Origin of the sequence: Aeromicrobium sp., assembly GCF_025965075.1 — a bacterium.
GTDB lineage: Bacteria > Actinomycetota > Actinomycetes > Propionibacteriales > Nocardioidaceae > Aeromicrobium.
Genome location: NZ_JAOPXQ010000115.1, coordinates 1 through 12,381, shown reverse-complemented (window position 1 = coordinate 12,381; position 12,381 = coordinate 1). Strand labels below are relative to the sequence as shown.

Genomic DNA, 12,381 nt, shown 5'->3' with positions numbered 1-12,381 from the left:
AGGCTCACGACGAGGAACGGCAGCGACACGAATGTCTGTGCGATCACGACGGCCGTTGTCGAGAACGCGATCTGCAGCCCCAGCACGTCGATCGTCTCGCCGAGCAGGCCCTTGCGCCCGAAGGTGTAGAGCAGCGCGATGCCGCCGACGACCGGTGGCAGCACGAGCGGCAGCAGCACGAGCGATCGCACGAGCCCCTGCCCGCGGAACGTCGTGCGGGCCAGCACCAGTGCCATTGGCACGCCCAGCACGACGCACAGCAGCGTCGCCATGGCGGACGTCCGCAGGCTCAGCATCAGCGCGGCGCGCGACGAGTCGGACGTGATGAGCGACCAGAACTGGCCCCACTCGACGCGCGACGCCATCGCCACGAGCGGCAGGACGATGAACAGCGCGCCCGCCGCGGCGGGGAGGTAGATCCAGCGCGGCACGCCGGACCGTTGCGCTGACGTCACGGATCGAGGCTACGGCTTTGCGAACCCGGCGGCAGCGAGGACGGCCTGTCCCTCGGCCCCGGTGACGAAGTCGGCGAAGGACTGGGCGACGTCGAGGTTCTCGCTGTCCGCAAGGGCGCCGATCGGGTAGGTGTTGACGACCTCGTCGGCCTCCGGGAACGTCACGCCGAGCACCGTGTCGCCGGCGGCCTTGACGTCGGTGACGTAGACCAGGCCCGCATCGGCCTCGCCCGAGACGACCTTGCCGAGCACGTCGGTGACCGACTGCTCCTCGCTGACTGGCTGGATGTCGACCCCGGCCGCCTGCTCGACGCCCGCCGCGGCGGCGCCGCACGGCACCTCGGAGGCGCAGAGGACGACCTTGACGTCCGGGTCGGCCAGGTCGGCCAGCGACTCGACCCGTGCGGGGTTGTCGGGCGGCGTCGCGATCTGGAGGGTGTTGGTCGCGAAGTTCGCGGGCGTGCCCTCGACGAGGCCGTCGGCGGTCGCCTTGTCCATGTTCTTCGTGTCGGCGGACGCGAACACGTCGGCGGGAGCACCCTGCTGGATCTGCGCGACGAGGTCCGACGACCCGGCGAAGTTGAACGTCACGGTGACGCCCTTGTTCTCCGCCTCGAACTTCTTGCCGATCTCGGTGAACGGGCCCTTCAGCGAGGCGGCGGCGAACACCGTGATGGTGGTCTGCTCGGGCGTGGCGGAGGTGGCGGTGGACGCCGCCCCGTCCGAGTCCGACGAGCCGCAGGCCGCGACGAGGGCGAGCAGGAGAGCGGCGGCACAGCTGCCGGCGATGCGCTTCATGAGGAGCCTTCCAGCGATTCGATGATGACGTTGGTCGACTTGATGACGGCTACCGCGACGGACCCGGGCTCGAGCCCCAGCTCGTCGACGGCCTCGCTGCTCATGAGGGACACGACGCGAAACGGCCCGCACTGCAGCTCGACCTGCGCCATGACGGCGTCGGCCTTGACCGCGGTGACGAGCCCGACGAACCGGTTGCGCGCGGAGCTCGCGGCACTCGAGGATCCCGGCAGCGATCTCGCCTGGTCCTTCGCGAACGCGGCCAGCTCACGACCCTCGATCGCCATGCGGCCCGATGCGTCAGTGACCGAGCTCAGCGCGCCGCCGCCGATCCAACGGCGGACGGTGTCGTCGCTGACCCCGAGGAACTGAGCGGCGTCCGAGATCCGTACATGCGACATGCGACCCACCCTAGACCATCATCTGCGGCGATTCATCGGTCTGCCGCCCGCAAGTGCAGACAGTCGAGTCGGTAGGAGGGTGGTGAAATTGATCAAACTGTCACGCGGGGCAGCTCGCGCGCCTATCGTGGTGCGCCGTTCCTTTCTTGCACCGGCGACCACGCCGCTGCGATGGAGTCCACTCCCAGGTCCAGAGGGCCGCCACTGAAATGGATAGTCATGCAAGCAGTCGTTCGCCGCTCGATGCTCAGCCTCTTGGTCCTGCTCGCGACCGTGTCTCTGATGCTAGGGATGGCAGTGTCGGCGGAGGCGGCCTCGTCGCCGAGGCCCGTCATCAAGGTTCAGCCCAAGTCGGTCACAGCCGCGCCCGGCACCAAGGTGACCTTCTCGGTCAAGGCGAGCAAGGCCAAGAAGTACCAGTGGCAGAAGCGGGTCAAGGGCAAGGGCGCGTGGAGGTCAATCGCCGGATCACGGCGTGCCAAGCTCTCGCTCACGGCGCGGATGAGCCTCCACGGGACGTCGTACCGCGTGAAGGTCCGCAACGGCAAGAAGTCCCGCTTCTCGCGTTCCGTGAGGCTCTCGGTGGTCGATCCATCGGGTTCGCGCACCAATCCGGTTCCGGTGAGGACGCCATTCGCCAGCGGGGCATGGACATTCGTGCTGGACCCGACTGACACTGACGCCTGGCCTGAGATTCGATCGGCCAACATGTTCAACGATCCGCCCCTCCCCGGCTACAGCTACGTGATGGTCGCGGCGACTGTGACGTACCGAGGTGCAGAGACCGGGACCCCGTGGCTGAACACCAGCGCCGAGTTCCTCGGTTCGAACGGAATCGTATACAACAAGCTGTCGGGCGACCAGTGGTGCGGCGTCGTTCCGCAGTCCATGAGCGACGTCAACGACATGTATCCCGGCGCGTCCGTGCGAGGGAACTACTGCGCGGTCGTTCCTACCTCCGCCATCGCGGGAGGGCTGTGGCGGGTCAAGGGTGACAACGATGACTACAGCGCATCGCCAGAGGTGTTCGTCCGGACATACTGACCCAGACGACGAGAGACGCACGCGGCGCGAATCACTTCGCGGGCGGGTAACCGATGCCGGCCGCCCGCACACGCTCCATGTCGGCCGCGACCTGCTCCTGCCGGTACGGGCCGGGCTCACGCAGCCGGTCGATGACGTTCTGCACGGACACCGGATCCTTGTCCTGGCTCAGCTTGACCTTGGCGGTGAACCGGTCGACCGGGATCCGCAGGCCCACCGTTCCGCGAGCCAGGGGTCGTGCCGCCTCCTGGTCAAGCCACATCGGCTCGTCGACGTGCTGCTCGAAGTGTTCGGTGAGGCTAGCGAGCACCAAGAGGTTCTCGTCGGCGTCCAGCACCTGCGGGGTGCCCCAGCAGTGCACGGCGGTGAAGTTCCACGTCGGGGCGGGGCTGGTGCCCGGCACGTACCAGCTCGGCGAGACATAGCCGTGGGCTCCCTGGAACACCACGAGCACCTCGCTCTCGCCGAGGCCGTGCAGGCGGTCGTCCGGCCGGCCGACGTGGGTCAGCAGCGCGAGCCCGTCGGCCTGTTGGTCGAGGAGCACGGGGTAGTGCGACGCGACGAGTGATCCGTCGTGCTGGCTGGCCAGCATCGCCCACGGGTTCTCGGCGATGACCTGCCGGACGACCTGCTCGTCGTCGGTCGCGTGACGGGGGTTGTGTCTCATCGCTCATCTCCCATCGCTCATCGCTCATCGCTCGGCGCTGTCGCGGGCGCGAGCAGCCGTCCGGACGATCGCGTCGATGAACGTCGGGTAGAGCTGGGCGGGCAGGTCGTGGGCCATGCCGGCGATCTCGAGGTGCTCGGCGCCACGGATCGCGGCGGCGGTGGCTCGTCCGCCCGAGCGGTGCACGAGCGGGTCGTTGAGGCCGTGGATCACGACGGCCGGCAGGTCGAGCCGTGCGAGCGCCCTCGTGCGATCGGGCTGCGTCAGCACCGCGAGCATCTCCCGGGTCACGCCGCTGGCCGTCCAGCCGCGGTCGAACGTCTCGTAGGCCCGGTCGCGCGACGCGGTCTCGTCCGAGGGGAATGCCGGCGACTCGATGAGCCTGGAGCCCTTCAACGACCTCGCAACGTACGAGTCGCGGGTGCGACCGCTCGACGACAGGAGGACGGGGAAGATGCGCGGGTGCTGGTAGCCGACGGTGCGCCGGCCCGTCGTCGACATGAGCGACGTGAGCGACAGCGCCCGCTCGGGGTGCTCGATCGCGAGGGTCTGCGCGATCATGCCGCCCATCGACACCCCGGCGACGTGGGCCCGCTCGATGCCCAGGTGGTCGAGCACGCCGATCGCGTCGTCGGCCATGTCGCTCAGGCTGTACGGGGCCTTGATGCGCACGGGGCGGGGGAGCCCCACGAATGCGCGGACGACCTGCGAGCGGCTGACCGGGTGCTCGCGCAGCTTGGTCGAGCGGCCCGTGTCGCGGTTGTCGTAGCGGATGACGAAGAAGCCGCGGTCGGCGAGCTGCTCGCAGAAGGCGGCCGTCCACCAGCCCATCGGGCCGCCGAGTCCCATGATGAGCAGGACGGCCGGATCGGCCGGGTCTCCGAAGGTCTCGTAGCAGATGTCGATGCCCGACGGCAGCGATGCGAAGAGCTCTCCGGAGCGAGGCATCTCAGTGCTCGTAGTCCACCGACGAGTAGGCCTGCAGCTTGCCGAGCTGGTGCTCGCTCGTGATCTTGCGGATCGTGCCGCTGCGCGAGCGCATCACGAGCGACTCGGTGTACGCCTTGCCAGCGCCGTAGCGGACGCCGTTCATGAGCTCGCCGTCGGTGATGCCGGTCGCGACGAAGAAGCAGTCGTCGGCGGTCACAAGGTCGTTGGTCGACAGGACGCGGTCGAGGTCGTGGCCGGCGTCGATCGCGCGCTGGCGCTCGTCGTCGTCGATGGGCCACAGCTTGCCCTGGATGACGCCGCCGATCGCCTTGATGGCGCACGCCGTGATGATGCCCTCGGGGGTCCCGCCGACGCCGACCAGCAGGTCGACACCGGTGTCGGGCCGGGCCGCGGTGATTCCGCCGGCGACATCGCCGTCGATGATGAACTTGATGCGGGCGCCCGCGGCGCGGATCTCGTCGACGAGGGTCTGGTGGCGGGGACGGTCGAGGACGCAGACCGTGACGTCGCTGATCGAGATGCCCTTGGCCTTGGCCACGAGGGCGATGTTCTCGGCAACGGGGAGGCGGATGTCGACGACGTCGGCGGCCTCGGGCCCGGCGATGAGCTTCTCCATGTAGAACACCGCCGACGGGTCGTACATCGAGCCGCGGGGCGCCACGGCCATGACCGAGACGGCGTTGGGCAGGCTCTTGGCGGTCAGCGTCGTGCCGTCGATCGGGTCGACCGCGACATCGGTCTCGGCGCCCGTGCCGTCACCGACGTGCTCGCCGTTGTAGAGCATCGGCGCCTCGTCCTTCTCACCCTCGCCGATCACGACGATGCCGTTCATCTGCACCGTGTTGATGAGGGAGCGCATCGCGTTGACCGCGACCCCGTCGGCACCGTTCTTGTCACCGCGGCCGACCCATCGGCCGGCGGCCATGGCTCCTGCCTCGGTCACACGGACCAGATCGAGGGCGAGATTTCGGTCGGGCGCCTGGGCGGCGGGCTTGAGGCTGTCCACACGCTCATCCTAGCGGCACACGGGCGCGCCGGGTCGACGCGCGAGGTCGCGCAGATCACGTGCGGGCCCGCCACGTAGGGTGACATCGCTGACCTGAGGAAGGATCGTCATGAGCTCGAACGGCTCGTCCCGCGGCAACCCCGCGATGGCCGACATCGCGCGCTCGATGGTGGTGATCGCCCTGATCATCCTCGTCGTCTACGGCATCGGGAAATTCTTCACGAGCGACGCGGGCGACCCGGTCAAGCCGGTCGACTACGCCCAGGCGGTCTCGCAGGCGCGCCCCGTGGCCGACTTCCCGATCCTCGCGCCGAGGAGCCTGCCGAAGGGCTGGCGGGCGAACGCCGCGCGCTTCGAGCCCGGATCGTGGCACCTCGGCGTGCTGACCGACGACGACGAGTACATCGGGCTGGAGCAGGTCCGGCTCACCAGCAAGCGGGCGATCGAGACGTTCGCCGAGGGCAGCACCCGCACCGGCTCGGTCGAGATCGACGGGGCGACGTGGAGCCTGCGCAAGGGTCCCGACGGTCGCACGACCCTGCTGCGCACGGAGTCCGGCCGGACCACGCTGGTCAACGCCACGGCGCCGCAGTCGGTCGTCGAGGACTACGTCTCGTCGCTGTCCGCGTCCTGACGGGCCGCGGCCGCGAGGCGTGACCGGGCGCCGTCGAGCCACTGCTGGCAGATGCCGGCGAGCTGCTCGCCGCGCTCCCACAGGGCCAGCGACTCGTCGAGGCTGGTCCCGCCGGTCTCGAGCCGCTGGACGACCGAGATCAGCTCGTCGCGGGCCTGCTCGTAGGGGATCTCGGGGGTGCCGGTGGCCTCAGTCATGGTCGCCCTCCTGGGGCAGGTTCGTGGTCGGGACGGGGTGCGTGGTGCGGGTCTGGGTGACGATCGTGCCGTCGACGACACGGACCGTGAGATCGGTGCCGTCGGGCACCTGCTCGATCGACCGGACGACGGTGCCGTCGGTCAGCTGCGCCACGGCGTAGCCGCGCTCGAGCGTCGCGAGGGGGGACAGGGCGCGTACGCGCGCCAGGTGGTGGCCGATCTCGTCGCCGGCCCGGTCGAGCCGGTGAGTCGTGGATCGGCGGGCCCGGTCGCGCCAGTCGGTCACGACCGACTGCTGGGCGTCGACCAGGGTCGTCGGGTTGGCCAGGACGGGGCGGGACCGGATGTCCTGCAGCCCCCGCAGCTCGCGTCCGACCAGGGACCGGATCGCCAGTGACGCGCGCTCGCGCATCATGGCGACGTTGGCGAGCTCCTCACGCACGTCCGGCACGATGCGCTTGGCGGCGTCGGTCGGCGTGGAGGCGCGCAGGTCGGCGACGAGGTCGAGGATCGGGGTATCGGGCTCGTGCCCGATCGCGCTGACGACCGGGATCCGGCACGCGTGCACCGCCCGGATCAGCGCCTCGTCGGAGAACGGCAGCAGGTCCTCGATCGAGCCGCCGCCGCGCGCGATGACGATCAGGTCGACCGAGCCGTCGCCGGACAGCTCGGCGATCGCCTTCATGACGTCGCCGGCCGAGCCGTTGCCCTGCATCAGGGCGTGCCGGACCACGAACCGGACGTCGGGCCAGCGGAGCTGGGCGTTCTGCAGGACGTCCCGCTCGGCCGCCGAGCCCTTGCCCGTGATCAGGCCGATGCCGCGGGGCAGCACCGGCAGTGACTTCTTGAGCCGCGGGTCGAACAGGCCCTCGGCGGCCAGCAGCTGCTTGCGTCGCTCGAGCTGGGCCAGCAGCTCACCCTCGCCCTGCGGCCGGATCTCCCGCAGGTCCAGCGCCAGGGTGCCGCGGGGGGCGTAGAACGTGGGCTTGGCGTGCACGACGACGCGCGACCCCTCCGTGATGGGGGCACGGGAGGCGTCCAGCACGCTGACGTGGCACGTCGCGTCGATCGAGATCTTGGCGATGAGGTCCCGGAGGGTCAGGAAGCAGATGCCCTGGCGGCGGGTCAGGGAGGCGACCTCGGCCTCGACCCAGACCGCACCGAGCCGGCCGATGTAGCCGTCGATCAGCTGCGAGATCTGACGCAGCGGCGCGGGGGTGTCCGCGCTGGTGTCGAGGGGCATGCGCACCACCCTAGGTGCCGGGTCGGACGCTGCACACGGGCAGCCGATCATGGCGCATCGCCTAGGATGGAGACATGTCTTCCCAGGTCTCCCTTGGCATGCCCGCGCTCGGTGGCAGCGTGCTGCTCGCCGACCCCCGCGGCTACTGCGCCGGCGTCGACCGGGCGGTCATCACGGTCGAGAAGGCCCTGGACCTCTATGGGGCCCCGGTCTACGTCCGCAAGCAGATCGTGCACAACAAGCACGTCGTCAACAATCTCGCGGCGCGCGGGGCGATCTTCGTCGAGGAGCTCAACGAGGTCCCCGAGGGTGCGACGGTCGTCTTCTCCGCCCACGGCGTCTCGCCGATGGTGCACGCCGAGGCGGCCGAGCGCAGCCTCAAGACGATCGACGCAACCTGCCCGCTCGTCACCAAGGTCCACCACGAGGCCCGGCGCTTCGCCAGTGACGGCTACCGCATCCTGCTGATCGGGCACGAGGGGCACGAGGAGGTCGAGGGCACCGCCGGCGAGGCCCCCGACCACATCACGCTGGTGCAGACGCCCGACGACGTCGACGACCTCGAGTTCCCCGAGGGCACCCGGCTGTCGTGGCTGTCCCAGACGACGCTGAGCGTCGACGAGACGATGGAGACCGTCCGCCGGCTGCGGGAGAAGTTCCCCCAGCTGGAGGACCCGCCGAGCGACGACATCTGCTACGCGACGCAGAACCGGCAGGTCGCGGTCAAGGAGATCGCCAAGAACGCCGACCTGGTGATCGTCGTGGGATCGGCCAACTCGTCCAACTCGGTGCGGCTCGTCGAGGTCGCGCTGGAGGCCGGCGCCAAGGCGTCCTACCGCATCGACGACATCTCCGAGATCGACGAGGCCTGGCTCGACGGGGTCACGACCGTCGGCGTCACGTCCGGCGCCTCGGTGCCCGACGACCTGGTCCAGGACGTGCTCCGCTACCTCAGCGAGCACGGCCACCCCGACGCGGACGCCGTGCGCACCGCCGACGAGAGCCTGATCTTCGCCCTGCCGCCCGAGCTCCGCAAGGACATGAAGATCGCCGGCGTCCCCTACAAGTAGCTACCTCGGGTCGACCACCATGGCGCTGCCCCCGCCACGCCGCCTCGGCTCGGCGGCCGCCGTCAGCAGGCCGTGACGACCCACCTCGATCGTGGCCGCGGCACCGATCTCGGCCGCCGAGGTGAGCTGGTCACCCGACGGCACGAGCTCCTGGCCGTACGGCGCGAGGGCCGCCCCGTGGGCCGCGATGAACTCGGGCTCCGCGGGTGTCGAGGCGGCGTTGCGCTGTGAGGCCCGCGGTGCCGCGACGGCCTCCGGCAGCGTCATGCCCAGGTCGATCCGGTTGACCAGGACCTGCAGGACCGTCGTGATGATCGTGGCGCCGCCGGGCGACCCCACGACGTACTTGACGCGGCCGTGGTCCAGCACGATCGTCGGCGACATCGACGACCGCGGTCGCTTGCCAGGCTCGATGCGGTTGGGGTCCTCGCCGTCGGGGACCGCGGTGAAGTCGGTCAGCTCGTTGTTGAGCAGGAAGCCGCGGCCCGGCACGGTCATCGCCGAGCCACCGGTCTGCTCGATCGTCAGGGTGTAGGACGCGGCGTTGCCCCACCGGTCGACGACCGACAGGTGCGTCGTCGACACGTTCTCGGTGTCGGGCTTCTCGGTCCGGGCGGCGGTCCCGCAGCCGCGCCCCGACAGGCTGCCGGCCTCGACCGGCTTGGGGGTCGCGTGCTGCGGGTCGATCGTGCACGCCCGGGAGTCGGCGAACCGCTGGCTCAGGAGGGTCCTGGTGGGGACCTTCACGAACGCGGGGTCGCCGACGTACGCTCCGCGGTCCGCGAACGCGCGAGCCGATGCCTCGAGGTAGAGGTGCAGGCTGCGGGCGAGCCGGGAGCCGCCGCCGAGCCGGTAGCGCTCGAGGATGTTGAGCGCCTCGCCGACCGACGTGCCGCCCGACGAGGATGGCGCCATGCCGTAGACGTCGAGACCGCGGTAGTCGACCTTGGTCGGGGCCTGGTGGCGCACCCGGTACGTCGCGAGGTCGCGCGTCGTCAGCGAGCCGGCCGGGGCCGGCAGCGTCGAGCCCGGGCCCTTGCGCGGGTGCTGCACGATGTCGGCGATCTCGGCGGCGAGCCGGCCACGGTAGAACGCCCCGGGCCCCTTGCGGACGATCGTGGTGAGGGTCCTCGCGAGCTCGGGGTTGCGGAAGGTCGAGCCGACCTCGGGAGCGTCTCCGCCGGGGAGGAACAGCTGGGCGGTGTCCGGGAACGCGGCGAACCGCGTCTTGTTGTCGAGGGTCTGGTTGCGGAACGTCTGGTCGACCGGGAAGCCGTCGCGGGCCAGCGCGATCGACGGGGCCAGGGTCTTGCGCAGCGAGCGCGTGCCGAACCGGTCGAGCGCGGACTGCCACGTCGCGAGCGTCCCGGGCACGCCGACCGCGACACCGGACGAGACGAGCTCGGGGGTGAAGTTGTACGGCTTCCGCGTCGCTGGGTCGATGAACGCATCGGGCTCGATGCCGGCGGGCGCGGTCTCCCGGCCGTCGATCGTGCTCACCTTGTGCTCCTTGGCGTCGAAGTAGACGAAGTAGCCGCCGCCGCCGATGCCCGCGCTGTAGGGCTCGGCCACGCCGAGGGCCGAGGCCATCGCGACGGCCGCGTCAGCGGCGTTGCCGCCCGCCCGGAGCACGTCGCGGCCGATGCGGCTGGCGTTGGCGTCGACCGAGCTGACGGCCCCGCCGCTGCCGTAGGCCGTCGCGCCGGAGGGATTTCCGGAGGGGGGTGGGGCCGCGTCGGAGGCCTGCGGGGCCAGCAGCGCGGCGCCCAGGGCGAGGGCGGTGGCGCCGCCGGCGAGGCGGCGCGGACGGGCGTGGACGAGGTGAGCGGTCATGTGGATCTTCCCCCCGGAAGTCGAACGGTGACGTCTGCTCACGGTACGGCCGTCGGCGTGGGTCCGCGACCGGGTGCGTCCTGAGACAATGGACGGGTGGAAGCCGCCGTCACCATCGTCGCCCTGTTGGCCGCTGTCGTCGCGGTGAGCGCGTTGGCCGACAAGTTCCGCCTCTCGCCGCCGCTCGTGCTGATCGTCGTCGGGATCATCGGGTCCTACCTGAGCTTCGTCAAGGACGTCGAGCTGACGGCCGACATCGTGCTGATCGGCCTGCTGCCGCCGCTGCTGTACGCCGCCGCGATCCGGACCTCCCTGAACGACTTCAACACCAACCGCCGGCCCATCGCGCTGCTGAGCGTCGGCCTGGTGCTGTTCACGACGGTGTGCGTGGGGTTCCTGGCCGCCGCGCTGCTGGACATCTCGCTGGCGGCCGGGTTCGCCCTCGGCGCGGTCGTCGCCCCGCCGGATGCCGTCGCCGCGACGGCGATCGCCCGCCGGGTCGGCCTGCCCCGGCGGGTCGTCACGATCCTCGAGGGCGAGAGCCTGGTCAACGACGCCACCGCGATCGTCACGCTGCGCACGTCGATCGCCGCGATCTCCGGCTCGGTCAGCGTGTGGCAGGTCGGCGGCGGGTTCGCGGTGTCGGCGATCGGCGGCGTCCTGATCGGCTTGGCCGTCGCCTTCGTCGTCGGCAAGATCCGGCGGCGCATCCAGGACGATCTGACCGATGTCGCGGTGTCGCTGCTGACGCCGTGGTTCGCCTACCTCCCGGCCGAGGAGATCAAGGTCCCCGGCATCGACGCCCACCCCTCGGGCGTGCTGGCGGTCGTCGTCGCGGGCATCATCCTGGGCCACAAGTCCCCGGTCATCCAGTCCGGCTCGTCGCGCCTGTTCGAGCGGACCAACTGGGCGACGATCTCGTATGTCCTGGAGAACGCGGTCTTCCTGCTGATCGGGCTGCAGATCCGCACGATCGTCGACGATGCCGGCTCGAGCGACCTGGGCACGGGCCGCATCGTGGGGGCGTGCGTCGCCGTCCTGGTCGCGGTCATCGTGCTGCGCTTCGTCTGGGTGTTCCCCGCGACCTACCTCCCGCGGCTGCTGCCCAAGGTCGCGGCGACCGAGCCCCGCCCGGAGCCGCGCACCATCGCGCTGGTCGCGTGGACCGGGATGCGCGGCGTGGTGACGCTCGCGGCGGTCTTCCTGCTGCCGGAGGACACGCCGCAGCGCGAGGTCCTGGTGCTCATCGCGTTCGTCGTCACGGTCGGCACCCTCATGATCCAGGGCCTGTCGATCCCGACGCTCGTGCGCTGGCTCAAGGTGCCCGGTCCGGACCGGCACGAGGACCACCTGCAGGAGGCGACGGTGTTCCAGGCCGTGACGGACGCCGGGATGAAGTACCTCGACCAGGAGGTCGAGGGCACCGTGTCGGACGCCGTGATGCACCGCCTGCGCGAACGCGCGACGGACCGCACCAACGCCGTGTGGGAGCGGCTCGGCGGCCTCGAGACGCCCAGCGCGCAGTACTCCCGGCTCCGGGCGGCGATGCTGCGCAACGAGCGGGAGGAGCTGCTGCGGATCCGGGCGCTCGGGACCGTGGACCAGTCGATCCTCACCCGGATCATGAACGCGTTGGACGTCGAGGAGTCCATTCTCGACCGCATGTACGAGCAGGAGACGACGGCCGGCCGCGCCGAGGACCTGCGCCCGACCTACGACGACGCCGGACCGTGCGAGCACCTCGCGGAGGCCTGTGAGGTGCCGGACCCGAAGACCCCGTCGGGGTGCGAGGAGTGCCTGCGTGACGGCACGGAGTGGGTCCACCTGCGGCTGTGCATGACGTGCGGGCACATCGGTTGCTGCGACTCCTCGACGCACCGGCACGGCACGGCGCACTTCGCGGAGACCGGCCACCCCGTCATGCGCAGCTTCGAGCCCGGCGAGGCCTGGCGCTGGTGCTTCGTCGACGAGGTCACGGGCTGACGCTCGTGCTCGGGCGGTGGGTCAGCCAGTCGTGGGTCAGCGCGTGCGGGCGGCGCGGCGGTCCGGGGCGGTGAGGATCCGCAGCAGGATGACGCCCAG

The 12,381-nt window shown here is 70.6% G+C and carries 12 protein-coding genes and 1 pseudogene; 4 read left to right on the top strand and 9 right to left on the bottom strand.

Annotated features, from left to right (window positions below; translation table 11 throughout):
* The 3 genes and pseudogenes from JWQ91_RS07515 to JWQ91_RS07505 all read right to left on the bottom strand — a co-directional run.
* A pseudogene (locus JWQ91_RS07515) lies at positions 1-455 on the bottom strand (molybdate ABC transporter permease subunit); the annotation flags it as partial.
* A gap of 9 nt (positions 456-464) precedes the next feature.
* On the bottom strand, positions 465-1,253 hold the full coding sequence (gene modA, locus JWQ91_RS07510; protein ID WP_297782243.1) for a molybdate ABC transporter substrate-binding protein: 789 nt from the start codon (positions 1,251-1,253) through the stop codon (positions 465-467).
* Entirely contained in the window at positions 1,250-1,654 is a 405-nt protein-coding gene (locus JWQ91_RS07505; RefSeq protein ID WP_297782242.1) for a TOBE domain-containing protein, read from the bottom strand. The genes modA and JWQ91_RS07505 overlap by 4 nt, the downstream gene beginning before the upstream one ends.
* A gap of 219 nt (positions 1,655-1,873) precedes the next feature.
* Between JWQ91_RS07505 and JWQ91_RS07500 the strand changes: the two genes are divergently transcribed.
* On the top strand, positions 1,874-2,698 hold the full coding sequence (locus JWQ91_RS07500; RefSeq protein WP_297782241.1) for an immunoglobulin domain-containing protein: 825 nt from the start codon (positions 1,874-1,876) through the stop codon (positions 2,696-2,698).
* 31 nt (positions 2,699-2,729) lie between these two features.
* Here the strand turns inward: JWQ91_RS07500 and JWQ91_RS07495 are convergent, their stop codons facing one another.
* Genes JWQ91_RS07495 through glpX form a run of 3 tightly spaced genes read right to left on the bottom strand, consistent with a single transcriptional unit; the run spans position 2,730 to position 5,322 of the window.
* Positions 2,730-3,365 (bottom strand): FMN-binding negative transcriptional regulator, encoded by a 636-nt coding sequence (locus tag JWQ91_RS07495; protein ID WP_297782240.1) that lies wholly within the window; start codon positions 3,363-3,365, stop codon positions 2,730-2,732.
* A 24-nt stretch (positions 3,366-3,389) separates the two neighbouring features.
* Positions 3,390-4,313, bottom strand: a complete 924-nt coding sequence (locus JWQ91_RS07490) for an alpha/beta fold hydrolase (protein ID WP_297782239.1) — start codon at positions 4,311-4,313, stop codon at positions 3,390-3,392.
* Between the two features lies 1 nt (position 4,314).
* Positions 4,315-5,322 (bottom strand): class II fructose-bisphosphatase, encoded by a 1,008-nt coding sequence (gene glpX, locus JWQ91_RS07485; RefSeq protein WP_297782238.1) that lies wholly within the window; start codon positions 5,320-5,322, stop codon positions 4,315-4,317.
* A gap of 109 nt (positions 5,323-5,431) precedes the next feature.
* Between glpX and JWQ91_RS07480 the strand changes: the two genes are divergently transcribed.
* Positions 5,432-5,956: a DUF4245 domain-containing protein gene (locus JWQ91_RS07480; RefSeq protein WP_297782237.1), complete on the top strand. Its 525-nt coding sequence runs from the start codon at positions 5,432-5,434 to the stop codon at positions 5,954-5,956.
* On the opposite strand, the gene JWQ91_RS07475 is transcribed toward JWQ91_RS07480, so the two are convergent.
* Both JWQ91_RS07475 and xseA read right to left on the bottom strand, forming a co-directional pair.
* A complete protein-coding gene (locus JWQ91_RS07475; RefSeq protein WP_297782236.1) occupies positions 5,929-6,153 on the bottom strand; it encodes an exodeoxyribonuclease VII small subunit in 225 nt (74 codons plus the stop codon). The two genes, JWQ91_RS07480 and JWQ91_RS07475, sit on opposite strands and share 28 nt — an antisense overlap.
* Positions 6,146-7,396, bottom strand: a complete 1,251-nt coding sequence (xseA, locus tag JWQ91_RS07470; RefSeq protein ID WP_297782235.1) for an exodeoxyribonuclease VII large subunit — start codon at positions 7,394-7,396, stop codon at positions 6,146-6,148. Before xseA ends, JWQ91_RS07475 begins: the two co-directional genes overlap by 8 nt.
* Before the next feature lie 74 nt (positions 7,397-7,470).
* Between xseA and JWQ91_RS07465 the strand changes: the two genes are divergently transcribed.
* On the top strand, positions 7,471-8,466 hold the full coding sequence (locus JWQ91_RS07465; RefSeq protein WP_297782234.1) for a 4-hydroxy-3-methylbut-2-enyl diphosphate reductase: 996 nt from the start codon (positions 7,471-7,473) through the stop codon (positions 8,464-8,466).
* Here JWQ91_RS07465 and ggt read toward each other — a convergent pair whose 3' ends face one another.
* On the bottom strand, positions 8,467-10,299 hold the full coding sequence (gene ggt / locus JWQ91_RS07460) for a gamma-glutamyltransferase (protein ID WP_297782233.1): 1,833 nt from the start codon (positions 10,297-10,299) through the stop codon (positions 8,467-8,469). It lies immediately after the preceding gene.
* A 96-nt stretch (positions 10,300-10,395) separates the two neighbouring features.
* Here ggt and JWQ91_RS07455 point away from each other — a divergent pair, with 96 nt between their 5' ends.
* Positions 10,396-12,282, top strand: a complete 1,887-nt coding sequence (locus tag JWQ91_RS07455) for a Na+/H+ antiporter (RefSeq protein ID WP_297782232.1) — start codon at positions 10,396-10,398, stop codon at positions 12,280-12,282.
* The last annotated feature ends 99 nt before the right edge of the window (positions 12,283-12,381 follow it).

Bases quoted from the DNA above. Each gene is read 5' to 3' on its own strand.
- modA (WP_297782243.1), bottom strand. From the start codon at position 1,253: ATGAAGCGCATCGCCGGCAGCTGTGCCGCCGCTCTCCTGCTCGCCCTC.
- JWQ91_RS07505 (WP_297782242.1), bottom strand. From the start codon at position 1,654: ATGTCGCATGTACGGATCTCGGACGCCGCTCAGTTCCTCGGGGTCAGC.
- JWQ91_RS07500 (WP_297782241.1), top strand. From the start codon at position 1,874: ATGCAAGCAGTCGTTCGCCGCTCGATGCTCAGCCTCTTGGTCCTGCTC.
- JWQ91_RS07495 (WP_297782240.1), bottom strand. From the start codon at position 3,365: ATGAGACACAACCCCCGTCACGCGACCGACGACGAGCAGGTCGTCCGG.
- JWQ91_RS07490 (WP_297782239.1), bottom strand. From the start codon at position 4,313: ATGCCTCGCTCCGGAGAGCTCTTCGCATCGCTGCCGTCGGGCATCGAC.
- JWQ91_RS07480 (WP_297782237.1), top strand. From the start codon at position 5,432: ATGAGCTCGAACGGCTCGTCCCGCGGCAACCCCGCGATGGCCGACATC.
- JWQ91_RS07475 (WP_297782236.1), bottom strand. From the start codon at position 6,153: ATGACTGAGGCCACCGGCACCCCCGAGATCCCCTACGAGCAGGCCCGC.
- xseA (WP_297782235.1), bottom strand. From the start codon at position 7,396: ATGCCCCTCGACACCAGCGCGGACACCCCCGCGCCGCTGCGTCAGATC.
- JWQ91_RS07465 (WP_297782234.1), top strand. From the start codon at position 7,471: ATGTCTTCCCAGGTCTCCCTTGGCATGCCCGCGCTCGGTGGCAGCGTG.
- ggt (WP_297782233.1), bottom strand. From the start codon at position 10,299: ATGACCGCTCACCTCGTCCACGCCCGTCCGCGCCGCCTCGCCGGCGGC.